General features: G+C 62.6%; 21 protein-coding genes and 1 tRNA gene. 8 read left to right on the top strand and 14 right to left on the bottom strand.

The features are described 5' to 3' along the window. Position 1: 1 nt before the first annotated feature. Positions 2–2,479, top strand: coding sequence for a TonB-dependent receptor domain-containing protein (locus tag ACQY6T_RS05590; RefSeq protein WP_428629358.1), 2,478 nt, complete (start codon positions 2–4; stop codon positions 2,477–2,479). A gap of 38 nt (positions 2,480–2,517) precedes the next feature. Here the strand turns inward: ACQY6T_RS05590 and ACQY6T_RS05585 are convergent, their stop codons facing one another. From ACQY6T_RS05585 to ACQY6T_RS05555, 7 genes are all read right to left on the bottom strand, one after another. Next, positions 2,518–3,657: an acyl-CoA dehydrogenase family protein gene (locus ACQY6T_RS05585; protein WP_428629357.1), complete on the bottom strand. Its 1,140-nt coding sequence runs from the start codon at positions 3,655–3,657 to the stop codon at positions 2,518–2,520. A gap of 107 nt (positions 3,658–3,764) precedes the next feature. Then, positions 3,765–4,958: an acyl-CoA dehydrogenase family protein gene (locus tag ACQY6T_RS05580; RefSeq protein WP_428629355.1), complete on the bottom strand. Its 1,194-nt coding sequence runs from the start codon at positions 4,956–4,958 to the stop codon at positions 3,765–3,767. Positions 4,959–5,206: 248 nt separating this feature from the next. Continuing rightward, a complete protein-coding gene (locus ACQY6T_RS05575) occupies positions 5,207–6,103 on the bottom strand; it encodes a PAS domain-containing protein (protein WP_428629353.1) in 897 nt (298 codons plus the stop codon). A 99-nt stretch (positions 6,104–6,202) separates the two neighbouring features. After that, positions 6,203–7,831 (bottom strand): TadG family pilus assembly protein, encoded by a 1,629-nt coding sequence (locus ACQY6T_RS05570; RefSeq protein WP_428629351.1) that lies wholly within the window; start codon positions 7,829–7,831, stop codon positions 6,203–6,205. A gap of 2 nt (positions 7,832–7,833) precedes the next feature. Then, a complete protein-coding gene (locus ACQY6T_RS05565; RefSeq protein WP_428629350.1) occupies positions 7,834–8,256 on the bottom strand; it encodes a TadE/TadG family type IV pilus assembly protein in 423 nt (140 codons plus the stop codon). A 201-nt stretch (positions 8,257–8,457) separates the two neighbouring features. Next, complete coding sequence (gene yghU / locus ACQY6T_RS05560; RefSeq protein WP_428629348.1) at positions 8,458–9,333, bottom strand: glutathione-dependent disulfide-bond oxidoreductase; 876 nt, start codon at positions 9,331–9,333, stop codon at positions 8,458–8,460. Positions 9,334–9,408: 75 nt separating this feature from the next. Beyond that, entirely contained in the window at positions 9,409–10,605 is a 1,197-nt protein-coding gene (locus tag ACQY6T_RS05555) for a CaiB/BaiF CoA transferase family protein (RefSeq protein WP_428629346.1), read from the bottom strand. A 191-nt stretch (positions 10,606–10,796) separates the two neighbouring features. Here ACQY6T_RS05555 and ACQY6T_RS05550 point away from each other — a divergent pair, with 191 nt between their 5' ends. Beyond that, the gene (locus tag ACQY6T_RS05550) at positions 10,797–14,036 is read left to right on the top strand and encodes an amidohydrolase family protein (RefSeq protein WP_428629344.1); all 3,240 of its coding nucleotides are present in this window, start codon (positions 10,797–10,799) and stop codon (positions 14,034–14,036) included. 92 nt (positions 14,037–14,128) lie between these two features. After that, positions 14,129–14,218, top strand: a tRNA-Ser gene (locus ACQY6T_RS05545). A 66-nt stretch (positions 14,219–14,284) separates the two neighbouring features. On the opposite strand, the gene ACQY6T_RS05540 is transcribed toward ACQY6T_RS05545, so the two are convergent. Next, complete coding sequence (locus ACQY6T_RS05540) at positions 14,285–14,923, bottom strand: Yip1 family protein (protein ID WP_428629342.1); 639 nt, start codon at positions 14,921–14,923, stop codon at positions 14,285–14,287. 187 nt (positions 14,924–15,110) lie between these two features. Here ACQY6T_RS05540 and hspQ point away from each other — a divergent pair, with 187 nt between their 5' ends. After that, positions 15,111–15,485 (top strand): heat shock protein HspQ, encoded by a 375-nt coding sequence (gene hspQ, locus ACQY6T_RS05535; protein ID WP_428629341.1) that lies wholly within the window; start codon positions 15,111–15,113, stop codon positions 15,483–15,485. Between the two features lie 21 nt (positions 15,486–15,506). On the opposite strand, the gene ACQY6T_RS05530 is transcribed toward hspQ, so the two are convergent. Continuing rightward, on the bottom strand, positions 15,507–16,379 hold the full coding sequence (locus ACQY6T_RS05530) for an ABC transporter permease (RefSeq protein ID WP_428629339.1): 873 nt from the start codon (positions 16,377–16,379) through the stop codon (positions 15,507–15,509). A gap of 118 nt (positions 16,380–16,497) precedes the next feature. Between ACQY6T_RS05530 and ACQY6T_RS05525 the strand changes: the two genes are divergently transcribed. Together ACQY6T_RS05525 and ACQY6T_RS05520 are read left to right on the top strand one after the other, a co-directional pair. After that, complete coding sequence (locus ACQY6T_RS05525; RefSeq protein ID WP_428629337.1) at positions 16,498–17,193, top strand: GcrA family cell cycle regulator; 696 nt, start codon at positions 16,498–16,500, stop codon at positions 17,191–17,193. Then, on the top strand, positions 17,190–17,588 hold the full coding sequence (locus ACQY6T_RS05520) for a PaaI family thioesterase (RefSeq protein ID WP_428629335.1): 399 nt from the start codon (positions 17,190–17,192) through the stop codon (positions 17,586–17,588). The genes ACQY6T_RS05525 and ACQY6T_RS05520 overlap by 4 nt, the downstream gene beginning before the upstream one ends. A 57-nt stretch (positions 17,589–17,645) precedes the next feature. On the opposite strand, the gene ACQY6T_RS05515 is transcribed toward ACQY6T_RS05520, so the two are convergent. Further along, on the bottom strand, positions 17,646–18,476 hold the full coding sequence (locus tag ACQY6T_RS05515) for an outer membrane protein (RefSeq protein WP_428629333.1): 831 nt from the start codon (positions 18,474–18,476) through the stop codon (positions 17,646–17,648). A 168-nt stretch (positions 18,477–18,644) separates the two neighbouring features. Between ACQY6T_RS05515 and parE the strand changes: the two genes are divergently transcribed. Continuing rightward, on the top strand, positions 18,645–20,624 hold the full coding sequence (parE, locus tag ACQY6T_RS05510; RefSeq protein ID WP_428629332.1) for a DNA topoisomerase IV subunit B: 1,980 nt from the start codon (positions 18,645–18,647) through the stop codon (positions 20,622–20,624). A 10-nt stretch (positions 20,625–20,634) separates the two neighbouring features. Continuing rightward, positions 20,635–21,954 carry a serine hydrolase gene (locus ACQY6T_RS05505; protein ID WP_428629330.1) on the top strand — a complete coding sequence of 440 codons (1,320 nt, stop codon included), beginning with the start codon at positions 20,635–20,637 and terminating at the stop codon, positions 21,952–21,954. 9 nt (positions 21,955–21,963) lie between these two features. Here the strand turns inward: ACQY6T_RS05505 and ACQY6T_RS05500 are convergent, their stop codons facing one another. The 4 genes from ACQY6T_RS05500 to ACQY6T_RS05485 all read right to left on the bottom strand — a co-directional run bounded on the left by ACQY6T_RS05500 (position 21,964) and on the right by ACQY6T_RS05485 (position 24,917). Further along, complete coding sequence (locus tag ACQY6T_RS05500) at positions 21,964–22,440, bottom strand: DUF417 family protein (protein WP_428629328.1); 477 nt, start codon at positions 22,438–22,440, stop codon at positions 21,964–21,966. Between the two features lie 61 nt (positions 22,441–22,501). Next, entirely contained in the window at positions 22,502–23,296 is a 795-nt protein-coding gene (locus ACQY6T_RS05495; protein ID WP_428629326.1) for a LysR family transcriptional regulator, read from the bottom strand. Next, positions 23,293–23,694: a Co2+/Mg2+ efflux protein ApaG gene (gene apaG, locus ACQY6T_RS05490; RefSeq protein ID WP_428629325.1), complete on the bottom strand. Its 402-nt coding sequence runs from the start codon at positions 23,692–23,694 to the stop codon at positions 23,293–23,295. Before apaG ends, ACQY6T_RS05495 begins: the two co-directional genes overlap by 4 nt. A 17-nt stretch (positions 23,695–23,711) precedes the next feature. Next, positions 23,712–24,917, bottom strand: coding sequence for a trans-sulfuration enzyme family protein (locus tag ACQY6T_RS05485; RefSeq protein WP_428629323.1), 1,206 nt, complete (start codon positions 24,915–24,917; stop codon positions 23,712–23,714). Between the last annotated feature and the right edge of the window lie 4 nt (positions 24,918–24,921).

The raw sequence follows: 24,921 nt of genomic DNA, 5'->3' as shown, positions 1-24,921 counted from the left end.
AATGACGCCTCGCCTTGTCTTTGTCGCGGGCGCGCTGGCGCTGAGCCTGCCCACGCAGGCTTCGGCGGCGGAGGACCGTGCGTTCGACGTGCCGAAAGGCAGCCTGTCGGCGGCCCTACCGGTGATCAGTCGGCAAGCGGGCGTCAGCATCAGCGTCGTCGATGCCAAATTGTGGCAGGCGCGGGTCAAGCCGGTGCGCGGACGGATGAGCGTCGACGAAGCTATTCGCCGCATGCTCAACGGATCGGATGCCCGCGCGGTTCGGGTCAGCGCGACGAGTTGGCGCATCGAACGTCGCCCCGCGCCGCCGCGTCTTGCCCACCGCCCCGCCCCACGGCAGGCACCGCAGCCCCGCGCCCGCGAACCGTCGCACGACATGGTCGCAGCGGCGCAGGACGAGATCATCGTCACCGCGTCGAAAACCGACCTGCCCTATTCGCATTTCGCCGGCGTCGTCACGCAACTTAGTGGCGGCGATTTGGCGTTTGGAGGTGAGCGCGGGATGGATTCGATCCTGTCGCGGACCGCGACCGTGTCCTCGACCCATCTGGGTTCGGGGCGCAACAAGCTGTTCATTCGCGGCATCGCCGATTCCAGCTTTACCGGTCCGACACAGTCGACGGTCGGTCAATATCTGGGCGACATCCGCCTCAGCTATAACGCGCCCGATCCTGACCTCAGGCTATACGACGTCGACAATGTCGAAATCCTCGAAGGGCCACAGGGTACGCTTTACGGCGCCGGGTCGCTCGGGGGGATCATCCGCGTCGTGCCGAAAGCGCCCGACCCACGCGCGATGACGGTGCAGGCGATCGCCGGTCTTTCGCTGACCCAGCATGGTGAACCCGGCGGCGACATTGCCGCAATCGTCAATGTCCCGGTCGGCGACCGGGGGCAAGCGGTACGGCTGGTTGGCTATATGCTCACCGACGGCGGCTATATCGACAACCCGCTGCGTGGTCAGAATGACGTCAATCGCGTCCATGTCCGCGGCGGTCGCGGTTCCTTTCGTTTCGATGCCGGTAATGATTGGACGATCGATTTCGGCGGCGTTTACCAATCGATTTCCTCCGACGACGCGCAATATGCCGACAAGGCTGCCGACCCGCTGACCCGCAACTCGATGGTCGAGCAGAATGCGTCGGCGCGGTACGGCCTTGGTACGATTGTGGTGATGAAAGACTGGGACGACCTGCATTTCCAGTCGTCCAACGCCTTTATCGACCACCGCCTGTTCGAACGCTTTGATGCCAGCCTGCCCGAAGCGCCTCCCGGGTCGGTCGTCACGGTTGGCGCGGTCGATGTCGAGCGGCTGTTTGCGCCGGTTCAGATTACCGCGCTGAGCGACGTGCCACGCGTGCTCGACCAACATAATGCGACGCGTATGTTGGTCAGCGAAAATCGGCTGTCGCGCCCTTATAACAATGGTCTAGGCTGGGTGATCGGCGCCAGTTTCATCGACAATCATACGCGGCAGGACCGGGAATATGGCTATGGCCCGCTGCGCGCCGTGTTGCCCGGGGTCACCAATAAAGTGACCGAATTCACCGGCTATGCCGAGGCCACGGTCGAAGTCATGCCCGACCTCGTTGCCGCAGGTGGGCTTCGATTGTCGCATGCGCGGCTTGGCGGCATGGCGGAAGGCGTGTCCTTCGCGATTGCCCAGGCCGGGCGCGCGACGACGGCGTCGCGCAATGAAACCGACCTGTTGCCGTCATTCTCACTGCTCGCGACGCCATTCGACAATGTGCGGCTCTATGCGCGTTATCAGGAAGGGTTCCGCCCCGGCGGACTGGCGGTCGATGGCAATTTCGTGCGGCGTTTCCTGAATGACGAAGTCCGCACGTGGGAAGCCGGTGTCCGCTTTGGCGACAAGGGGCATGGCCTGTTCGATGCCAGCATCGCGCTCTCGCACAGCCGCTGGCGCAACATCCAGGCCGATTTTATCGACAGCACCGGCTTTCCGACCACCGCCAACATCGGCGATGGTCGTATCACCAGCCTGTCGGGCGCGCTCGCGATGCGGCCGACCGAGGCGCTGACCTTTGAGCTCGGTGCCGTCTATAACCACAGCCGGGTCGATGATCTGGCGCTGGAAATTCTGCCGGTGTTCGATAGCGCGCCGGGACGGCTAGGGCGCATTCCCAACGTCGCGAGCCATGCGGTGCGCGGCTCGGTCAACTATGCCACGGTCGCGGGCAACGAAGATTTCCGGGTCAACGGCTGGGCCAATTATGTCGGGCCGTCGCGGCTTGGGATCGGGCCGGTGCTGGGTGAAAGCCAAGGCGATTATATCGACACCGGACTTGCCATGCGGGTGGGCAATGATCGCCGCGGACTGTCGCTGACGCTGACCAATTTGTTCGATTCGCGCGGCAACCGCTTTTCGCTTGGCACCCCGTTCGTCGAAGGCAATGCCGGTTTCATGACGCCGCTGCGCCCGCGCACGTTGCGGATCGCGGTGGACGTCGCCTATTGAGCATGGCCCCCTCCCTGCAGGGAGGGGGCCATCCCCTATCAATCCGCGAGCGTGATCCGCTCATAGCGGTCCATGTGATAATCATGGCTGCCGAACTGGCCCTCGATCATCGTTGCTCGCTTGAAATAATGGCCGATCGCCAACTCCTGTGTGATGCCGATGCCGCCGTGGGTCTGGATCGCATTCTGGCCGACGAAATTGGCCCCGCGCGCAACCTTTGCCTTGGCGGCCGACACCGCCGCCATGCGTTCGTTCGCAGGCAGGTCGAGCTTGAGCACGCCCATGATCGTCATCGAACGGGCCTGTTCAACCTCCATGAACATGTCGACCATGCGGTGCTGAAGCACCTGGAATTTTGCGATCGGAATACCGAACTGCTTGCGCTGCTGGGTATATTCCAATGTGCCTTCGTGCATTTTCTGCATGACCCCGGTCGCCTCGGCGCACACCGCGACGGTCGCCTCGTCGACGATCTGTTCGACCAGCGGCAGGCCGGTGCCTTCGCCGCCGAGTAAGGCATCGCCGGGGATTGCGACATTTTCGAAATAGATTTCCGACGCGCGGCTGCCGTCGACGGTCGGATAGTCGCGGCGGACGATGCCGGGCAGGTTTGCGTCGATCAGGAACAGCGAAACGCCGTCACGGTCGCGCGGACCGCCGCCGGTACGCGCGGTGACGAGCAGTTGTGTCGCCCATGGCGCCGCGTAAACGACGCTCTTGTGGCCGCTCAGCACATAACCCGCTCCATCCTTTTTCGCAGTGGTGCGCAGGTTGGCCAGGTCGTAGCGACCCTGCGGTTCGGCATAGGCAAAGGCGATGATGGCGTTGCCGGCAATGATCTCTGGGATCATCGCATCGGCCTGCGCGCCCCCAACGGCTTTCAGCGCGCCGCCCGCGATGACGACGGTCGGCAGATAGGGTTCGATCCCGATGACCTTGCCGAGCTCCTCCATCACGATCGCATTTTCCAGAGCGCCGCCGCCGAGGCCGCCATGGTCTTCGGCAAAGGGCGCACCGAGCATGCCGAGTTCCTGCGCCAGCGCGGTCCAGATCGCGGGGTCGCGGCCGCTGTCGCTATTGATGAACTTCTGGCGCGTTTCGAAATCATAGGTATCGGCAAGGAAGCGCGCCAGCGTATCGCGGATCATGTCCTGCGTTTCGGTGTAGGTGAAATCCATCTTGTTATCCTCGTCGCCCCCGCAAAGACGGGGGCCGCTGTCGTTTTAAACTGCGGCGCCGGGTCAGCCCGATTGTCGCCCCTGCCCGCGCAGGGGCGACGCGTTCCTCAGAGACCCAGAACCATCTTGGCGATGATGTTGCGCTGAATCTCGTTCGACCCGCCATAAATCGTCGTCTTGCGGACGTTGAAATAGGTCGGCGCGGCACGATGGGCATAATCGGGCCCAATCGGATGCTCGTTGTCACCCTCGCCAAAGCCGCGGAAATAGGGCGCGCCATAATGGCCGACGGCTTCAAGGCTCAACTCGGTCAACCGCTGCTGGATTTCCGATCCCTTGATCTTGAGCAAGCTGGATTCCGGCCCCGGACCGCGTCCCGCGTTCGAACCAGCCAGGCTGCGCAGCTCTGTGAATTCCAGCGCCGCGAGGTCGATCTCGAGTTCGGCGACCTTGCGCTTGAAAAAGGCGTTGGCGAGCAGCGGTTTGTCACCATCTAGTTCGGTGCGGGCGATCGCCTTCACCTTTTCGATTCCGCGCTTCGACGCGGCGACCCCGGCGATGCCGGTGCGTTCGTGCGCGAGCAGAAACTTGGCGCAGGTCCAGCCCTTATTCTCTTCGTACACGCGCTGCGATTGCGGGACGCGGACGTCCTCCAGCCACACTTCGTTGACCTCATGCTCGCCGCCCAAGGTGATAATTGGGCGCACGGTGATGCCGGGCGATTTCATGTCGATGAGCAGGAAGCTGATGCCTTCCTGCTGCTTGGCTTCCTTGTCGGTGCGGACGAGGAAAAAGCCCCAGTCGGCATGCTGCGCCAGCGTCGTCCACGTCTTCTGACCGTTGACAATATAATCGTCGCCGTCGGGAACAGCGGTGGTACGCAGCGACGCCAAATCCGAACCCGCGCCCGGCTCCGAATAGCCCTGACACCACCAATCCTCACCCGACAGGATGCGCGGCAGAAAATGGGCTTTTTGTTCGGGGGTACCAAAGGTGTAGATTACCGGGCCGACCATCGCGAGGCCGAAGGGCAGCAAGCGGATACAGTCGGCGCGCGCCGATTCTTCAGACCAGATGAAACGCTGCGTCGGGGTCCAGCCGGTGCCGCCATATTCGACCGGCCAAGCGGGCGCGATCCAGCCCTTGTTATAGAGAACCTTGTGCCAGGCGAGGAAATCCTCCTTGGCCATCTCTTCGCCCTCGTCCTGCTTGTCGCGCAGGTCGGCGGGGTAATTTTCGGCGATGAAGTCGCGCACTTCCTGTTGGAAGGCGAGATCTTCGGGGCTGAATTCCATGTCCATCACGAATCTCCCATCGGATAATGGCGCCCTTATAATGGGCGCTCACCTTTACGTAAACGGCAAGTTGCAATTGACAACTTTCCTAATGGTCATGATTGCGCGTAACAACGCGGCTTGTCCAGCGCGCGGGGCCGCCGCGGGCGATGAAGGGCAGCGGGCCATTTTGACGGGCCGATCTTCGTCGGCGACGACCGCCAATATTCCTCGGTACCCACTGGCAGCAAGGCGATCGAGCGCGGCAGCTCGTTCTAGACAGGGCGACGCGTCACCAGCACCACGGCGCCATCGCTGGCATAGGGGCCGCAAACCTCAGCGATCGCCAGGTTCACGTCGATCGCTGCGCCGTCGCGGGTCACGATCTGCGATGCGATACGCGCCGGTTGCCGCGACCGGAATACGGATTCGAGCGCCTCGGCAAAAGCGGCGCGATGACCGACCGGCAGCAGCGCCGAAAAACGCACCCGCCTGATAGCGGCAGCGTCGACGCCGATCAGACCGGTTAGCGTATCATTTGCCGCCTCGACCGTTTCGCGTACCGAAATGTGGGCGTGGCCGATGTCACCCGCCGCTTCGACCGCATCAAGGATCGCCTGCCGCGCATCGCTCTCGGCAAAATCAGCCAGCGCGCCGCTTACGTCGCGCAAGATCAGCGCGCCGCCGATAGGCACCGGTACCAAATCGATGTGAAGCCACTGGCGCGGCCGCAACAGGTCGGGCACGTCGCCCGAAAAACGTTCGCGATGATCGATCAGCCGGATGAGGTGCTGGGCCAGCAAACTTCCCGCCAATCGCGGCGCCACGCTGGTCAATTGTTCGCCGATCATGTCCGCACACGACCGTTCGAGCATGTCCGAGGCCGCCGGGTTGACCGCCGCGATGCAGCATTGCCGATCGATCAATATCACCGCGTCGCGGATCGATTCGACCAGACTGGCAAGCGACCGTTGCGCAGCGTCCGCGGTTACCGCGACATCGTCCGCATCGCGGCCCAGCCGCCGATAGTCGTCGAGCGAGATCAACACATGCGCATCCTTGCCATGATGCGTGACGACGACCGGCTTGCGCGCCGATTGCAGACGCCAATTGGCAAATCCGCGGATGAAGTCCGCCGCCGAAACGCGCTGTGGTTCATGCACTGCTGGCACCCTGGCCTCCCCGATTACCCTATCGCTCGGCATCCTTTTGGGGCGGTTTGTGCGACGGCGGCCATAAAGTTCGTCCGCGGCGGCGCCGTTATGGCGCGATCAGACCAGCTTTGCCTTGCCGCAACGCAGCGCATTGACCCGCGCATCGGCCTGCCCGAGATGCACCCCAAGCAGTCCGGTGATGTCCGACAGCACGGTGTCGAGGACCGGTGCCGCAAGCGCGACAGCGTCGCCGACGACCGTCCGCAGTGCGTTCAGGTTGAGCCCGAGACCGAGCACATTGACCTTCAGGTCCATGCGATCGGAAAGTGATTTTGCGGCGCCTGCGACCAGCCCACCACTCGATACCGTCTTCACTTGGCCGACATCGATGTCGCTGCGTGAAAAGGAGACCTGCTTTTCGGCGAGATCCGATAGGACGAGTTCAGACTCGGCATCGACGCTGGCGAGTGGCAGTTTCACCAGCCGCGCGGGCTTGGGATCGAGGCGGCGCTGCATATTCTGGAAATCGGCATTATCGACTGTCCCGATCGCCAGCATCGCAGGTGAGGTCACGATCCCGAGCGACACCGCCGCGCTGCTGTTCGGGCGGCAGTCGATGTCAGAGATTCGCGCCGAGGCCGACCCCAGTTCGGCGAGGACCGGAATTTGGACACTGGCCAGCGGCGTCTGGACTTTGGTCTCGAGTTTCAACCGCACCTGCGCGGTCCGCACGATCACCTCATTGGTATCAGTTACCGCGATCAACGGCGAATGCGCAGGCGGTTCGCCGATCAGCAGTGCGATGTAGATCCCCGATCCGCCGGGCAGATTGCTCGCGACTGACAGATCGACCTGACGGTTGGCGTTGCCCAGCAACAGCATCGCGCGCAGCAGACTGAGCGCATTGACCTTTACAGGATTGGCGGCGTCGACGCGAATGCTCGACGAGCGAGGTCCCAGATCGATCGCGCGCGATGGCACCAGGCTGCGCGGCAAGGCGCGCGAAGCGATATGCTCCAGCACATTTCCTGCCTGCCCGTCCGATGCGCTGGCCAGCGCCGATATGACCTGCGGCATCGTCACCTGACTGTCGAGTGTCTGGCCAAAAGTCAGCACATCGGCATCGATCTCGGTCCGCAGCGCATCGGAAAACGCCAGCAGGTCGATGTCGGCGCTCGCCAGTGCATTATAGTCCATCAGCGACAGGTTAAGCTGGCTACCGGTCAGCCCCGATAGCAAGGCATTCGGCAGGCCGCCATTCACGGCAGCGACCCGAGACCCGAGCGAAAAGGCCGCATAACCGCGCCGAGCTCCGGTCGCGGTCGCGCGGATGACGCTGTCGCTCCTGCCGGTCAAAAAGCGCCCGAAATACAGCGGGCGGTCGCGCGTCAAAACGATCCGCACCGCATTGGCCGACGCGCCGCCGGCCGCAAATCGCTGTTCGGCGGCGACTGCCTGGTCGGGCGAATAGGTGCCGGTAGTCAACGCCGCGATGCGGATGTCGCAATCGCAGTTCGCCGCGATGATCCGCTCAGCCGCAGTCTGTTCCTCGCCAGGTCGGCCCGCCGCTGCCATCGCTGCGGCATCGGCGATGCCCTGTAATTTGCGGCGATCTAGGTACAGCGAACCGACATCGACGGCGAGCGCGGCGGCGCCGATCAGCATCGTCATCGCAAAGGCGGTGATAATGCTGATTCCAGCGCGCCGGTCGCGGATAAGGACATCGAGATGTGAGAGAACAGCCATGGTCAATCCACCGGCAATTCAAAGGTCGCGCGTGACCTGATGACATTGGTCGGCGACGGTACGAGCGCCGATCTCAGAAAACTGTCGGGTGGCGCGGTGAACGTGACCGCGACGGTGATCGCCTCGCTGGTTTCGGACACCGCAACACTGTGCGTACCGGTCACCGCTGCCAGGCTCCGTTCGACCGCCCGCGCCGCGACCGCGCGGCGGTCCGCGGCATTCAGCCCGACAATTGCAGCGCGTGCACCGTCGTTCGCCGCCTGCTGAACACTGTGCGCCAGCATGAAATATTGCCCATAGACCAGCACCCCCATCAGCAGCGCGAGGAGCAGCGGCAGCACGAGCGCCATCTCGACAATCGCGGCGCCGCGCTTGTCGCGCGCTAGGCCATTACCGGTCAGGACGAGTCTGCGGGGCTGCCGCATAAATTCAGGGAAAGCTGTCATGCCGATCAGCATGGCGCCCCCGAATGAAAGCGGCATCGAGAGAGCCCGACGCCGCTTTTGCGCGTTTTACATATAATGTTGGCGACGCGCCGCGGGGCAACTGGGCGGATTCCTGCTCATCGTCGCTATCATTGACGAGCCGCTAATATCGCCCTGCCACCCGCGCATCGCAAAATGCGTTTATTCGGCGGCCTCCAGCTTGTCCTGGGTCTTGAGGTCGAAGTCAGACGCATCATGACGTTCGCGAAGCTGACTCGCCGGATCGCCCATCACCCGATTGACCATTCGTCCGCGCTTCACTGCCGGCCGCCCCGCAATCTGATCGGTCCAGCGCTGGACATTTTTATAGTCCTGAACCTGCAAAAATTCGCCAGCGTCATAGACGAGCCCCTTCACCAGCGCGCCATACCAGGGCCACACCGCCATATCGGCAATCGTATAATCTGCACCGCCCAGATACTCGCTTTCGCCCAATCGCCGGTCGAGCACGTCGAGCTGTCGTTTCACCTCCATCGCATAGCGATTGATCGGATACTCCTGTTTGAACGGCGCATAGGCGTAGAAGTGGCCAAAGCCGCCGCCAAGGAAGGGCGCGCTGCCCATCTGCCACATCAGCCACGACAGAACCTCGGCGCGCTGGGCGGTCTCGGTCGGCAGGAAGGCACCGAACTTCTCAGCCAGATGGATCAGGATCGCGCCCGATTCGAAGATACGGATCGGCTCGGCGCCGCTGCGGTCGACCATCACCGGGATTTTGCTGTTCGGATTGGCGGCGACATAACCGCTCGAAAACTGATCGCCCTCGCCGATGTTGATCAGCCATGCGTCATATTCGGCACCGCTATGTCCTGCTGCCAGCAGCTCCTCGAGCAGCACGGTAACCTTCACCCCATTGGGCGTGCCAAGTGAATAAAGCTGCAGCGGATGTTTGCCGATCGGCAAATCCTTGTCGTGCGTCGGCCCGGCGATCGGGCGGTTGATATTGGCGAAACGCCCACCACTTTCCTTGTCCCAGGTCCAGATTTTCGGCGGTACATATTCGCTGGTATCGGTCATCGAGCGCTCCTGGGTTTATTTTTATACTGGTCGGTAACTTAAGAAGCACTGGGCGTCCCGTCCACCCCTGCCCGGTCAAATAATCCTTGCCCCCCGCAAAGCGGAAATCGCCTCCACGTCATATCCCAGCTCGATCAGGATCGCATCGCTATGCTCGCCAAGCTGAGGTGCGCGCTGAACTGCCAGCTTTTTGCTGGCCGACAGGTGGATTGGCGCGCGGATCATTGGCACGGCTTGGCCAGCGCCCGGATAGGCCACCGGCTCGACCAGCCCCATCGCCTGAACCTGCGGCTGCGCCAGCGCTTCCCCCGCGCGCAGCACCGGCGCGGCGGGAACCCGCGCCGCGCCCAGCTCGGCAATCGCGTCGGCATTGGTGCGCTCGGTGCACCAATGCTGCATGATGACGCTCAGCGCTTCGCCATTATCGCCGCGCAAGATGTCGCTGGCATAGAGCGGGTCGTCGATCAGTTCGGGGCGCCCGACCAGATTGGCCCAGCGGGCAAAAATGCCGCCGCCGACGATCTGCGTCACGATCCATCCGTCGCGGGTGCGGAAGATATCAGTCGGCCCGGAGCTGTAGGCGCGGTTGCCGATCGGCTGGCGTTCGATCCCGTTGAGCGCATGGTCGATCGCCAGCGCGTTGGAAAAAGCGAGCGCGGTACCGAGCAGCGAGCCTGAAACACATTGCCCTTTCCCCGTTGTCTCGCGCTCGCGCAACGCCATCATGACGCCAAACGCACAATGCAGCGCGGTGCCGAAATCGACATAATTGACCTGCGCGCGATAGGGCTGGTCCGGGGTTCCGGTCAAATGCACCGCGCCGGACATCGCCTGCCCGACCGCGTCGAATCCAACATTTTGCGCCAGCGGCCCCTCGCTGCCAAAGGCTGATGCCGTGGCGAGGATGATCCGCGGATTGATCGCCGACAGGCTCGCAAAATCGAGCCCCAGCTTGACCAGGGCATCCTGCGGCAGGTTGGCAATGACGACATCGGCGGCCTCGACGAGCCGCCGCACGATCTCGCGGCCCTCAGGGCTCCCGGGCTTCAGCGTCAGGCAGCGCTTGCCACGGTTCATCTGCATGAACATTGCGCCCGACCCGTCGTCAGCGACGGGAACCGTGAAGCGGTCGTCATTGCCGCCGGGTGCCTCAATCCGGATAACATCGGCGCCATAATCGGCGAGCAGTGAGGCACAATAGGGGCCAGCAATATAGCGACCGAAATCGAGGACTCGTATTCCCTTGAGCGGCACGCCTGTCTCTCCCAACATATTATCGTCATCCCGGCTTAGCCTTGGACCCGCTTTGTCTTGCGGATAAGGCGGGTCTCGGGTCAAGCCCGCGATGACGAACGATGGATCGCCGCTGGTCGATCCCGTCGATGCCTTCATCGAAACCCCGCCCTTGCGCTCACCCGACAAAGCCATATGGTCGGCAGATAATTTCAACAGGGGATAATTTCATGGCGCGCTTCGCTCTCGCCCTCGCGGCGACTTTGGCTTGTTCAACCTCGGTTTTCGCCCAGCAAGCAACGCCACCGACGGCAACCGACGCCAAGCCCGAGAAATGGGACGTCAACGCCCCGCCCGGCATGACGACGCGCAAGGTGAATATCGCCGTCGACGAAGGCAGCTGGATGAACGTCGATGTTGCGCCCGACGGCCGCACCATCGCCTTCGACCTGCTCGGCGACATCTACACCATGCCGATCGAGGGCGGCACCCCGACGCGCATTGCCGAAGGGCTGGCCTATGAACATCAGCCGCGCTTCTCGCCCGACGGCAAACGCATCGCCTTCGTCTCCGACCGCGCCGGCGGCGACAATATCTGGCTGATGAACCGCGATGGCACGGGCAAGGTGCAATTGAGCAAGGAAGATTTCCGCCTGCTCAACCAGCCAAGCTGGAGCCCCGACGGCCAGTTCATCGTCGCCAAAAAGCATTTCACGACGGGCCGTTCGCTCGGCACTGGCGAGGTGTGGATGTATCATGTGTCGGGCGGCGCTGGGGTGCCGCTGGTCAAGAAGCCTAACGAACGACACCAGAAAGAGCTGGGCGAGCCGATCTTCGCTGCTGACGGAAAAAGCGTTTTCTATACCCGCAACGTCACACCCGGCCCGATCTTTGAATATGCGCAGGACAGCAACACCGATCTGTTCCACATCGAGCGCTACAGTTTGCAGGACGGTGAGGTCAGCACCGCCGCATCGGGCGCCGGCGGCGCGGTGCGCCCCACTCCTTCGCCCGACGGCAAGCGTCTGGCATTTGTGCGCCGTGAAGGCACCCAGTCAAAACTCTATATCAAAGAGCTCGCGTCGGGCACCGAGAAGAAGGTTTATGACGCGCTCGATCAGGACGTGCAGGAAACCTGGGCGGTCACCGGCGTCTATCCGAACATGGCTTGGACCCCGGACAGCCGCGACATCGTCTTCTGGGCCGGGGGCAAGCTGCGCCGCGTCAGCGGCGGCGGCGGCGAAGCCCGTATTGTTCCCTTCAGCATCAACGACGACCGTGTGATCGTCGACGCCACCCATCCGACAGTCGAAGTGGCCCCCGACAGCTTCACCACGCAGATGCCGCGCTGGGCCGAGGTGTCGCCCGACGGCCGCAGCATAGTCTTCGAAACTTTGGGCAAGCTCTATATCAAACCCGCGAGCGGCGGCGCCGCGCGGCGGCTGACCGCGGCGAAGGACAATGCGCTGGAGGCGTGGCCCAGTTGGTCGCGCGACGGCAAGTCTGTCGTCTTCGTCCGCTGGACCGACATCGGCATGGGCGAAATTCATGTCGCCGGATCGGGCGGCGGCGCGTCGCGCAAGGTGACGACCGTGCCCGGTCATTATGCCGAACCGCGCTTCTCCCCGGACGGCAAGACCATCGCCTTCGAACGGCGCGGCAGCGGCGGGCTGACATCGACGCGCTGGAGCGAGGATCCCGGCGTCTATCGCATCGCGGCCACCGGCGGCACTGCCGAACGGATCAGCAGCGAGGGTGCCAAACCGCAGTTCGGCGCTGCGAACGACCGCGTCTTCATGGTGACCACCGCTGACGGCAAGAGCCAGCTCGTCAGCACGGACCTCAACGGTCAGGACAAGCGCACCCATGCCAATGGCGAACTGGTCAGTGATTACGAAATTTCCCCCGACGGCCGGACCCTGGCCTTCCGCCAGAATTACGACGCCTATGTCACCCCACTGATGCCCGGCGGGCAGGATGTGTCGCTCGGCACCAAGAGCGGCGCGCTGCCTGTCACACGGGTCAGCGGCAGCGGCGCCGATTATATCCATTGGTCGAATGGCGGCTCCAAACTGCACTGGAGCCGCGGCGCCACCTTGTTCAGCGCCGATCTCGCCAACCTGTTCACCAACGCCCCGGCGGATGAAAAAGCACCCAAGTTTGCGCCGCCGATTGACGGCGTGTCGCTGGCCATGACCGAGCGGGCGTCGAAGCATAAGGGCACCGTCGTCATCACCGGCGCCAAAATCGTCACCATGGCCGACAAGGACGGCGGCATCATCGAAAACGGCGCGATCGTGATCGAGGGCGACCGTATCACCGCTGTCGGCCCGCTGGTGTCAATCACCGTTCCGGCTGGCGCGGTGACTGTCGATGCAACCGGCAAGACGATCGTCCCCGGCTTCGTTGATGCCCATGCCCACGGCAGCCACGGCGACGACGAGCTGGTACCGCAGCAAAACTGGTCCGAAATCGTCAATCTCGCGATGGGAACGACAACCAGCCACAACCCATCGTCGCGCGCGTCGGAAATCTTCGTGTCGTCCGAAATGCAGCGCGCCGGGCTGATCCTGGCGCCGCGCATCTTTTCGACCGGCGAGATCATTTACGGCGCAAAGGCGGCGGGCGTTTATGCCGAAATCAACAGCTATGAAGATGCGCTCGGCCATGTCCGCCGGTTGAAGGCGCAAGGGGCACACAGCGTCAAAAACTACAACCAGCCACGCCGCGAACAGCGCCAGATGGTCGTCAAGGCGGCGCAGGCCGAAGGGATGACTGTCGTGCCGGAGGGCGGCTCGCTCTATACGATGGACTTGACGCTGATCCAGGACGGCAACTCGACCGTCGAGCACAACATCCCGCTCCACACTTTCTACAAAGATCTGGTGCAGCTGTGGGGCCAGACGCAGGTCGATTATACCCCGACCCTCGTCGTCACCTATGGCGGCCCGGCGGGCGATCCCTATTGGCGTGCGCACACCGATGTGTGGGAGCATCCGATCCTGACCAAACACATCCCGCCAACCGAGCTTGCCGCGAACAACAAGCGCCGCGTGATCGCGCCCGAGGCCGATTATGTCGACGATGATTCGGCCCGCGAAGCGGGCAAGATCGCAGCAGCCGGGCGGATGGTTTCGATCGGCGCCCACGGTCAGCAATCGGGGCTGGGCGCGCATTGGGAAATATGGTCGTTCGTGCGCGGCGGGTGGAGCAATATCGACGCGCTGCGCGCCGCGACAATCATGCCCGCGACCTCGTTGGGCTATGCGAAGGATATCGGATCGCTGGAGGCAGGGAAGCTCGCCGACCTCCTTATTCTGGATGCCGACCCGACCCAGAATATTCGCAACACCGAACAGATCCACCGCGTGATGCTGGGCGGGCGGCTCTACGATCCGTTAACGATGAACGAGGCCGAGACGGGCAATCGCAAGCGCACAGCCTATTGGTGGGAGGCCGACAAACCCTGATTCAACGCCGGCAGCTGGCGGCGAGCCGCGATTTTGTGACGAGAGGGTTGCAACGACGACGGACCGCCGCTAGGGGCGTCTGCTCTCAGCGAGGAGAGTTGGCTGAGTGGTCGAAAGCGTCGCACTCGAAATGCGAAGTGCCGGCAACGGTACCGAGGGTTCGAATCCCTCACTCTCCTCCATTTTTCCCTGATTTGACCACCAGGATGACGGCCGCCCCGGCACAACGCCGGGACGGCTGACCAGCCTTATCCCCTGATGCTGAGCAGCGACGGAGCCGCCAAGGCGCCGACGACCGCGCCGACAATCAGGAACAGCACGATCGCGACAACGACGACGACAGCAGTGTAACCGAACGCCTTGTCTTGCGGCGATTTCATCAGCACCGGCAACCCCAGATAAAGAAGATAAAGCCCATAGAGGCCGAAAAGAACGCCGATCAGCGAAAGGGCTGGAATCAGCTGGAAAACTCCACCGACCCAGCCGGCCGTCGCCGAGTATGCCGCGACCTTCAGCGCCTGAACCTGATCTTTCTGCCCGCCAAAGTTGGGCGCGAGGCCATCGATGACCAGAGCGAGCACAAAAACAGTCGCCAGCCCCAGACCGTAGGAAACGATAGCCGACACCAACGCGCCGACCAGCGGCGGATGATAGGTCACGCCGAACACCGTGATACCAAAGACCTGCCCGCCGATGAACCCCGCCAACGGCCCGATCGCGGCCAGCAACAGGACATAAGGAACATAGATGGACTGCGTCGTTGCGGGTTCCGCCGCGATGCCAGACCATGTCTCTTTCGGTTTAAGGATGATGTCCTTGGCGCGCTGGATGATACCCGATGCCGGATGCCCGGGAGGAGTGGGGTTGCTGGACGGAATGTCGCTCATGAAATGCCTTTCCCTGTTGCCAATCAATACCGCCCGCAATCCAGCCCGGACTTAGCGGCGGCCGAACCGGCACTAGCCCGAACCGCCGAGACGTCTGTAACCTTCGTCACAGCCGGGATTCGGTCGGTCCGCGGACGAGTGAGTGTAACGGACTTGAAACAGGAAGGAATAGGCATAGATTGGAGCAATGACGCCCGAATCCTCCGCCGAACGCCTCGCGACCGTCGACGCTCCGCTCATTGGCCGCGCGAATTTTGCGCCGGGCGACATCGTGCGTCACCGCATGTTCGATTTTCGCGGGGTCGTGTTCGACATTGACCCGGTCTTTGCCAACAGCGACGAATGGTATGAAGCGATCCCGGAGGAAATTCGTCCGGCGAAGGCTCAGCCCTATTACCATCTGCTCGCCGAAAACGGCGATTCATCCTATATTGCGTACGTCAGCCAGCAAAATCTGTTGCCCGATGCCGAGGGCGGCCCGATCGACCATCCGCAGATCGACGCCATGTTCGAAGGGTTGGATGACGGGCGCTATCGCGTCCGTGCAATCCACCGCCACTAAGCCTTAAACACGCCGGCGCGGTCAGGCTTTCAGCTTCCAGCCCGACGCCAGCAGGCGATATGTCAGCAATCCCAGCACGATGTTGATGGCGACCAGCACTAACATGGCGGTCAGCACGGGGTTGGCGATCGTCGAATCGACCGTACCGATAAACCCGTAGCGGAATCCCATGATTGCATAATAGACGGGATTGCCGTGCGCGACGGTCTGGAACCAGGGCGCGAGCCGATCGACCGAGTAGAACGTCCCCGAAAGCAGAGCGAGCGGCGTCACAACAAAATTGGTCACGGCTGCCGCATGGTCGAATTTCTCCGCCCAAATCGACGTGATGAGGCCAAGAAACCCTAGCATCGACGCGCCCAGGACCCCGAACACAACCACCGCCCACAAATGATCTGGCAGGACGTGAACACCGGGCCACAAGAGCATCGCAAGCCAGAGTGCCAGACCAACCAGGATCGATCGCGTAATCGCTGCGCCAACCAGTGCGATGATCAACTCGCCAACGGCGAGCGGGGGCATCAGATAGTCGACGATCGTCCCTTGGATCTTGCCGACGAGGAGCGAAAAGCTCGCATTGGCGAAGCTATTCTGCAGCATGGCCATCATGATCAGGCCCGGCGCGATGAAATCGGCGAAGGGAACGCCGATGACTTTACGCCCGGCCCCGCCGAGCGCGACGGTGAAAATCACTAGGAACAAAAGCGTGGTGATGGCCGGTGCCCAGATTGTTTGCAGCTGCACCTTGAAAAACCGCCGCACCTCCTTGACATATAGCGCCTGCATGCCGGGCACGTTGAGCGTCCGGATATGCGGCACTCCCGGTTCTGCAAAGGGCGGGCTTGCCGCGAATTTGCTCGAGTCGGGTCGCGAAATTTGGGGCTGGTCGTTCATGGCGTTCTCGCCTATCGCCTCCCCGATCTTACCGCAAGCTGGGCAGTGGCGCCGGTCCGAAAGGATCGCATGGATGACCGCGAAATGGCCCGCGGCGTGGAATGATAAGGAATAGATTATGTCATGGACCGATGAGCGCATCGAAAGCCTGCGCAACATGTGGGAAAAAGGGCTGACCGCCAGCCAGATCGCCGAAGAACTCGGCGGGGTAAGCCGCAACGCGGTAATCGGCAAGGCGCATCGCCTCGGCCTGAAATCGCGCCCCTCGCCCGTCAAAGCAACCGACAAGGCCAAACCCGCCAAGGTCGCCGCCGCGCCTGCGCCAAAGCCGTCGGCCCCGGCGGCGCCGCCGCGCGCCGCCGCCCCGGTCGCACCGCGCCCGGTCGCCGCCGTTCCGCCGAAGTCCGAAGCGCGCCCGACCGTCGGGACGCCCACCGCCGACGGTTCGGTCGGTGCGCAAATCCCAAAGGCGGATCAACCGCGCATCGTGTCGATCGGCCCCGGCGGCTTCATCCGCCAGGGTCCGGGCGACCAACAGGCGCCGATTCCGCCGGCCCCGCCGCGTCGCCTGATTCCGGCGAAGCCAAGCCCCGATATCGCCGACAAGACGACGCTGCTCGACCTTAATGACCGTATCTGCCGCTGGCCGATGGGCCATCCGGGCGAGCCCGATTTCCATTTTTGCGGCCAGGCCGTGAACCCCGGCTTCCCCTATTGCGTCGAACATTGTGGCCGCGCCTATCAGGCTCAACTGCCGCGCGGTACGCGTCGCCCACCGCCGCCGCCGCCTTTCGGGGGGCCGCGCGTTCGGTGAAGCCGTTCGAGCAGGATTTTGAGTTTGCGCGCGCGCTTGGCCTGCAAGGCGTCGGGCGCGGCGACGGACGCTGTACCATGGCGATTGACGTCAATGCACGTCAGCACTTCAACCCACAGGGCGCGGCGCATGGCGGGGTCGCCTATTCGCTGGCCGATACCGCCATGGGCGGCGCGCTGACCAGCCTGCTCGACGACGACCAATGGTGTGCGACGCTGGAAATCAAATTCAACTATCATGTCCGCGTCGACGAAGGACGGCTGACCTGTGAGGCTGCAGTGCTGCATCGCGGCAAACGCGTCGCAAATATCGAGGCCAGGCTTTATCAGAACGGCCGCTTGGTCAGCAGCGCCAACGGCAATTTCGCGATTTTTGCGGCCCCGACTGCTCCATAAGCGAAAGGCGCCGGATCTTTCGATCCGACGCCCTCCTATCGCCGCTTCTACGAGAGTTTAGAAGCGGAAGCTCAGCGTGCCACGTACGCTGTGCGTACGGAAATTGTCACTGCTGCGCTTCATGTCAGTCCCGCCACCGTTCAGCAGGAACGGGTTAGTCGCCGGTGCGGTACCCGGGCCGACGTTCACGACAAAATCATTGTCCTTGATGTCGGTGTAAAGATATTCGAGGCCGAGCGCGATGTTGTTGGTCACCATCACTTCGGCACCGCCACCGGCGGTGTAGCCCCAACCGTTCGTTTTACCATTATCGGCAAAGCTGTTGGCGCCGTTGCTCGTCGAGAAACGGTTGTCGAGGCGCGCATAAGCACCGCCACCGGTCACATAGAACAGAGCGCCGCCACCGGGCGTGTAACCGGCACGCAGGCGAGCATTGGCCTGATAATCGGCTTCACGGCTGAAGGTGTAGCTGGCAGGGGTCGTCGAAAAGGCAGTGACGCTGTCGCGCGCGACGCTGCGTCCGCCCTCGATCACGGCGCCAAGGACGAAGTTGCCCATACGCTTGTCAAAACCCAGGCGGCCGAAATATTCCGGGCCGTCCTTGTCATTGCGGCAATTGCGGTTTGCGCTGCTGGTTGCCGCGCCGTTACAAAAGCCCGTCGAGAAAGCGTTGGCGCCGCCGACGGTCGTTACCTGGTCGCCATAGGTGCCGTCGCGGTTGGTATCAAACAACACGGTTTCGCCGTTGTCGTTGCCTTGCAAAGTACCGCCACCGCCGATGCTGATGTAGGGGCCGTTGAAATCCTGCGAGGTGTCGCGGTCTTGGGCAAAAGCCGGAACGGCCACGGTGCTCGCCGCCAAGACAGCTAGGAGAGAGAGAGTTTTCATTTTTTACTCCGCTTTTTGAATGACTTTTTAGTCTCCGGCCAAACCCCCTTGTCTCGATCAAAGTTCCCTCGCTGACCAAAAACGGGATGAAGCGAATGCGGAAAGGGGGACGTGGTGCGCCAAAAACCGCGCTTGCCAGTGGGCTTGGCCGCCCCCTATAGCCATGCCATGAGTCACGATTTGTTCGACGCCGCGACCCCGGCCACCGAGAGCTATAATGCTTCGCAGATCGAGGTGCTGGAGGGACTGGAACCCGTCCGTCGGCGCCCGGGCATGTACATCGGCGGGACCGATGAGCGCGCGCTGCATCACCTCGCCGCCGAGGTGATCGATAACAGCATGGACGAGGCCGTCGCCGGGCACGCGAACCGCATCGAAGTGACGCTCGACGTCGGCAACCGGCTGACCGTAACCGACAACGGACGCGGCATGCCGGTCGATCCACATCCAAAATTTCCGGACAAGTCGGCCCTCGAAGTCATCATGACCATGCTGCATTCGGGCGGCAAGTTCGAGGGCAAGGCCTATGCCACGTCGGGTGGCCTGCACGGTGTCGGGGTCAGCGTCGTCAACGCTCTTTCGGTCGACACCGAGATCGAGGTTGCACGTGGCAAGCAGCTTTACCGCCAGCGTTTCTCGCGCGGCGCCCCGCTCGGCGGGCTAGAAGAGCTCGGTCCCACGCCCAACCGACGCGGGACGAGCGTCAGCTTCGTCCCAGACCCGGAAATTTTCGGCGATCACGGACGTTTCAAGCCGCAACGCCTCTATCGCATGGCGCGATCGAAGGCGTATCTGTTCGCGGGCGTCGAAATCCGCTGGAAATGTGCGCCTGAACTGATCGGCGATGATACGCCCGCCGAGGCAATTTTCCAATTTCCCGGCGGCCTCGCCGATCATTTGAAGGAACAGATCGGTACCCGCGAATGCGCGACCGCCGACCCTTTCATCGGGAGGCAGGATTTCCCGGGCGATCAGGGTCGTGCCGAATGGGCGATCGCCTGGCCTTTGTGGTCCGATGGCAGCTATAGCTGGTATTGCAACACCATTCCCACCCCGGCTGGCGGCACCCACGAAGCGGGATTGCGATCGGCGCTGACCAAGGGATTACGCGGCTTTGGCGAGCTGATCGGTCAGAAAAAGGCGGCGCAGATCACCGCTGAGGATGTGTTTAACGGCGGCGAAATGATGCTGTCGGTTTTTATCCGCGACCCGCAGTTTCAAAGCCAGACGAAGGACCGGCTGAGCAGCCCGGAAGCGACGCGTTTCGTCGAAAATGCGGTGCGAGACCATTTCGACCATTTCCTGTCGGACAATATGGACCGCGGCCGCGCCTTGCTAGGCTTGATCCTCGACCGCATGGACGAGCGCCTGAAGCGCAAGGCCGAGCGTGAGGTGAAGCGCAAGACCGCCACCAGCGGGCGCAAGCTGCGGCTGCCCGGAAAGCTCACCGACTGCGCGAACGATGGACCCGAAGGTACTGAATTATTTATCGTCGAAGGCGATAGCGCGGGCGGCAGCGCCAAGCAGGCTCGAAACCGCAAAACCCAAGCCATCCTACCGATCCGCGGCAAGATATTGAACGTCGCGAGCGCCAGCAATGACAAGATCCGCGCCAATCAGGAAATCGCCGACCTGGCGCTCGCCTTGGGTTGCGGGATGCGCAAGGACTGCGACGCCGACCGGCTGCGCTACGAAAAAATCGTGATCATGACCGACGCCGATGTTGATGGCGCCCATATCGCGACCTTGCTGATGACCTTTTTCTTTCAGGAAATGCCCGACATTGTCCGTCGCGGTCACCTCTATCTGGCGCAGCCGCCGCTCTATCGTCTTACCGCCGGCAACGTAACGACTTATGCGCGTGACGATGCGCATCGTGCTGAAATCGAAGCGAAACAGTTCAAGGGCAAGAAGGTCGATGTCGGGCGGTTCAAGGGGCTGGGCGAGATGAACCCGAACCAGCTCAAGGAAACGACGATGGACCCGGCGACCCGCTCAATGCTGCGCGTCACGCTACCGCAGGAATATGAGGAACGGCATCTGGTCAAAGATCTGGTTGATCGGTTGATGGGCAAGCACCCCGAGCATCGCTTCCAGTTCATTCAAGCCAATGCGGCAACGCTCGACGAGGCCGCGATCGACGCCTGAGGAGGTGAGCATGGCCAACTATGTGTTAGCCGCGCTTGCTGCGGCCTTGTTGGCCGCGCTGTCGCCGCATCTGGCCGTCGCCCAAACATCCGACACCGCCGCGCCAGCGACGCAAACGCCTTTTGATCGGCGAGCGGCGCAACTCGTTGAGATGATGACCGGCAACATCGCCTTTGCCGAATATTTCGATCCCGTTTTTCAGGTCGCGATACCAGAAGCGCAGTTCAAGGCGATTACCACCAGCCTCATTGCGCAATATGGCCAGCCGGTGACGGTAGAAAAGGCAACGTCGGCTGATGGCCGATCGGGAACGATCCTGCTGCGGTTCGAAAAGGGCGTGGGGACGGTGCTTCTCGACGTCGGTGCAGCGACCGACGAACGGGTGATGGGCCTCCGCCTGACGGGCTTTGCGATGGCAGGCGACAATTATGACAAGATCGCGGCGGACTTTGCAGCGCTTCCCGGCCAAACGGGATTTCTGGTCGCCGAACTGGGCCAGGCTGGCGTTCGCCCCCTCGCCTCCGCCAACCCCGACCGGCAATTTGCGGTCGGCTCGACGTTCAAATTGTATATCCTCGACGAACTCGCCGCACAGGTTGCGGCGGGTAAGCGGCGGTGGTCCGATGTCGTGCCGCTATCGCGCTTCAGCTTTTCGTCGGCGGGAACCGCGAACTGGCCGCAAGACACGCCAGTGACCCTGCAAACGCTCGCCAACTGGATGATCTCGGTCAGCGACAATGGCGCCACCGATACGCTGATCCACGTAATCGGCCGCGAAAAGATCGAGGCACGAATGCGCGCGGCGGGCCACAGCAACCCGTCAAGAAATATACCTTTGCTCACCACCGTTGAGGCGTTTGCCCTCAAAGGGAACAACTTCAACGATCTGCGCGCCGCCTTTGTCGCGGGCGACGATCATGCCCAGCGCAAGCTGATCGACGGCAACCAGCACCGACTGATCCTGAACAATGTTGACGGCGTCAGCTTCACCGCCGGTCCGCGCTTTATCGACAGCCTGGAATGGTTCGCCAGCCCGAACGACATAGCCCGCCTGATGGTCGACCTGCGCGCGCGCGGGTCGACGGCCGCTTTGGCGGCGATGGCGATCAATAACGGCGTTGGACCGGTGGCGGCGACAGACTGGCGCTACCTCGGTTATAAGGGCGGGTCGGAGAATGGCGTCCTGTCGATGAGCCTGCTCGCCGAGCGCAAATCCGATGGCAAATATTTCGTCGTGACGGCAAGCTGGAACAATCCCGACGCCAACGTTGCGATCGAACCTCTGGTCGGGCTGGTCACCCGGTTGCTGGCGCTCGCCGCCCAGCCCTGACGGCGCCGATCAGGTGGGCGATGCAGAGCGCGTGCGCAGCATATGCGCGGCGTGCAACGCCAAGGTCAGGCATGCCGCCAACAACACGGCATCCTTGAACAGGAACTGCGCGAAAGATCCCATGAACGGGAACCCATATTCCTCCTCCCACAGCGGCGCGCCCAAGCTGAAGCTGAGGGTGACGAGGAAAGTGAACACACCCATCAAGCCGCCGACCAATCCGGCGCGATGCGACCATGCCCCGATTGCGATCAACGCGCCGGTTGCCAACTCGATCGATCCGATGACGTTGCTCGTACCTTGGACGCCGATCAGCGGGTACATCCAGGCGAACAAGGGGTAATTCATGCCGATCTGTGCAACGCCTTCGGCCTCATAAGTCGCAAATTTCGCGATACCGAACATTGCAAAGATGAACACCATGGACCAACGCAGCGCCGCAAATCCGAGCGCTTGCGACGGAAAGCGATCTAATATTCTCAGCATTTTGATTCCCCGATTTATATCTATCGGGAAAGGTTCGGTCGAAATCCGCCTCGGGTTACAGTCAGCCCGCCGTCAGCGCCGCCACCAGCGCCTTGACCTTGGCTTGGCGCCATTGCGGTGTCGGTGCCACCAGCCAATAACCGCGCTTGACCGCAAAGGCATCGCCGACCAGGCGAACGCGGCCCGACGCAATATCGGCTTCGGCCAGCATGGCCGGGACATTGGCCTGCCCCAACCCGTTCGCCGCCGCATCGATCGCCAGGCCGGCATCGCCCAACCGCAGCGCCGGCTCGCCGTCGGCAACCGGACATCCGGGCCAGGCAATCCGCGTGTCGCTATTGCTGCCGGGACCGGCGACGGTCACCATCAGCGCCTCGGCGAGCGAAACGCCTTCATGCTCGCCGATTCCGTCGGACCAGAAAATCGCGAGGTCCAGGTTGGCCTCGGTGAAATCGATCCCGCTGTCGGCAGATACCAATGTGAAGCGCACATCGGGTGCCTGCTGGCTATAACGCGCAAGCCGCGGCGCGAGCCATTTCGCGGTCAGGTCGCGCGGCGCGGCGATGGTCAGCGATTGCGACGATTGCCCCGCCTGCATCGCACGTACCGATTCCTCGAACTGCAGGAAGCCCCGCCGCAGCGCGTCGAGCCCCGCTTCGGCCTCGCCCGTCAGCTCCAGCCCCTTGGGCGTACGGCGGAACAGCACGACGCCCAGCATATCCTCTAGCGCGCGAATCTGCTGTCCGACCGCAGCAGGAGTTACCGCCAGCTCGTCGGCGGCGCGCGTAAAGCTGAGGTGCCGGGCCGCAGCGTCGAACACGCGCAAGGCGTTCAGCGGCAGGTGCGTGCGTTTCATGCCGCGGTCGCAGGCGCCACAAGCGGGAAATGCGGGATCGCGATCAGCATTTGCGACCCGTCGCCGATTTCCATCGTGTAACTGCCGACCATCGATCCTTCGGGGGTCGGGAGCGGGCAGCCCGAAACATAGTCGTAAGCGCCGCCGGGCGCGATCAACGGTTGCTCGCCGACGACGCCCTCGCCTTCGACTTCACTGGTCCGGCCGCGACCGTCGCTGATCTGCCAGTGACGGCTGATCAACTGGACTGAAAACTCGCCATGATTTTCGATCCGGACATGATAGGCCCAGAACCAGCGCCCCAGCGCCGGATGCGACTGTTCGGGCAAATAGCTGACCGACACCCGCACGGTGACGGGTCCGGTGGTTGTCGCAAAGGGGAAGAAGGAGTCGATCATTGTTCCCATAGCGTCGCTCAAAGCCCGACCCTGGTCAATGCCTGGTCCAGATCGGCGATCACATCGCGCGAATCCTCCAGCCCGATATTGATCCGCAGCATCCCCTCGACGACCCCCATATCGGCGCGCGCCTCGGCGCTGACGCTGTAGTGGGTGGTCGATGCGGGGTGACAGCACAAGCTGCGCGAGTCGCCGATATTGTTTGAAATATCGACGAGTTCGAGCGCGTTGAGGAACGCCATCGCCTGTTTTCGGTCTTCGAGGATGAACGAAAAGATCGGCCCGCAGGCGTCCGACTGGCTCATCGCCAGATTATGCTGCGGATGGCTGGGCAGCCCGGGGTGGAGCATGCGCGCAACGCGGCTTTCGATCGATTTCCCAACCGCCAGCGCGTTTTCCGACTGGCGCTTGGCACGAAGGTCCAGCGTTTCGAGTCCTTTCAGCACGACCCAAGCGTTGAAGGGCGACAGGTTCGGCCCGGTATTGCGCTGGAACGGCAACAGCACGTCGTTGATGAACTTCTCGGTCCCGCACACCGCCCCGGCGAGCACGCGACCCTGCCCTTCCATCAGCTTGGTCGCCGAATAGGCAACGACATCGGCGCCGAACTCCATCGGCCGTTGCAGCACCGCGGTCGCGAAGGCATTGTCGACCACCGATGTGATGCCGTGCGCACGTGCGACACCGCAGACATGCTTCATGTCGACGATGTCCATCGTCGGATTGGCCGGGGTTTCAAAGAAAAACACCTTGGTGTTCGGCTTGATCGCGCGTTCCCAAGCATCATTGTCGCGCCCGTCGATCACCGTTGTTTCGATCCCGAAGCGCGGACACAGCTGATCGACCAGCCAGCGGCACGACCCGAACGCGGCTTTTGCCGCGACGATATGGTCGCCCGCCGATAGCTGGCACAGCAACGCTGTTGTCATCGCCGCCATGCCCGTCGCCTGCGTCCGGCACGCTTCGGCGCCCTCCATCAGCGCGATGCGTTCTTCGAGCATGGCCACGGTCGGATTTTGCAGCCGCGAATAGGTCATGCCCTGCGCCTCACCCGCAAAGCGCGCCGCGACCGTTTCGGCATCGTCGTAAGTATAGCCCGAGGTCAGGAACAGCGCCTCCGACGTCTCGCCATGCTCGCTGCGCCATGTCCCGCCGCGTACCGCCTGCGTCGCGGGGTGCCAGTTGCGCGTGGTGTTGCGATCGAAACCGGTGGTCTTTTTCATGTCT

It is taken from the genome of Sphingopyxis sp. (assembly GCF_965279725.1).
Classification (GTDB): Bacteria; Pseudomonadota; Alphaproteobacteria; order Sphingomonadales; family Sphingomonadaceae; genus Sphingopyxis.
This window is presented reverse-complemented; position numbering and strand designations above follow the sequence as displayed.

Excerpts from the sequence above, each read along its gene's own strand:
- ACQY6T_RS05590 (WP_428629358.1), top strand. The coding sequence starts at position 2 with ATGACGCCTCGCCTTGTCTTTGTCGCGGGCGCGCTGGCGCTGAGCCTG.
- ACQY6T_RS05585 (WP_428629357.1), bottom strand. The coding sequence starts at position 3,657 with ATGGATTTCACCTACACCGAAACGCAGGACATGATCCGCGATACGCTG.
- ACQY6T_RS05580 (WP_428629355.1), bottom strand. The coding sequence starts at position 4,958 with ATGGACATGGAATTCAGCCCCGAAGATCTCGCCTTCCAACAGGAAGTG.
- ACQY6T_RS05570 (WP_428629351.1), bottom strand. The coding sequence starts at position 7,831 with ATGGCTGTTCTCTCACATCTCGATGTCCTTATCCGCGACCGGCGCGCT.
- ACQY6T_RS05565 (WP_428629350.1), bottom strand. The coding sequence starts at position 8,256 with ATGCGGCAGCCCCGCAGACTCGTCCTGACCGGTAATGGCCTAGCGCGC.
- yghU (WP_428629348.1), bottom strand. The coding sequence starts at position 9,333 with ATGACCGATACCAGCGAATATGTACCGCCGAAAATCTGGACCTGGGAC.
- ACQY6T_RS05555 (WP_428629346.1), bottom strand. The coding sequence starts at position 10,605 with ATGTTGGGAGAGACAGGCGTGCCGCTCAAGGGAATACGAGTCCTCGAT.
- ACQY6T_RS05550 (WP_428629344.1), top strand. The coding sequence starts at position 10,797 with ATGGCGCGCTTCGCTCTCGCCCTCGCGGCGACTTTGGCTTGTTCAACC.
- ACQY6T_RS05540 (WP_428629342.1), bottom strand. The coding sequence starts at position 14,923 with ATGAGCGACATTCCGTCCAGCAACCCCACTCCTCCCGGGCATCCGGCA.
- hspQ (WP_428629341.1), top strand. The coding sequence starts at position 15,111 with ATGACGCCCGAATCCTCCGCCGAACGCCTCGCGACCGTCGACGCTCCG.
- ACQY6T_RS05530 (WP_428629339.1), bottom strand. The coding sequence starts at position 16,379 with ATGAACGACCAGCCCCAAATTTCGCGACCCGACTCGAGCAAATTCGCG.
- ACQY6T_RS05525 (WP_428629337.1), top strand. The coding sequence starts at position 16,498 with ATGTCATGGACCGATGAGCGCATCGAAAGCCTGCGCAACATGTGGGAA.
- ACQY6T_RS05515 (WP_428629333.1), bottom strand. The coding sequence starts at position 18,476 with ATGAAAACTCTCTCTCTCCTAGCTGTCTTGGCGGCGAGCACCGTGGCC.
- parE (WP_428629332.1), top strand. The coding sequence starts at position 18,645 with ATGAGTCACGATTTGTTCGACGCCGCGACCCCGGCCACCGAGAGCTAT.
- ACQY6T_RS05505 (WP_428629330.1), top strand. The coding sequence starts at position 20,635 with ATGGCCAACTATGTGTTAGCCGCGCTTGCTGCGGCCTTGTTGGCCGCG.
- ACQY6T_RS05500 (WP_428629328.1), bottom strand. The coding sequence starts at position 22,440 with ATGCTGAGAATATTAGATCGCTTTCCGTCGCAAGCGCTCGGATTTGCG.
- ACQY6T_RS05495 (WP_428629326.1), bottom strand. The coding sequence starts at position 23,296 with ATGAAACGCACGCACCTGCCGCTGAACGCCTTGCGCGTGTTCGACGCT.
- apaG (WP_428629325.1), bottom strand. The coding sequence starts at position 23,694 with ATGATCGACTCCTTCTTCCCCTTTGCGACAACCACCGGACCCGTCACC.
- ACQY6T_RS05485 (WP_428629323.1), bottom strand. The coding sequence starts at position 24,917 with ATGAAAAAGACCACCGGTTTCGATCGCAACACCACGCGCAACTGGCAC.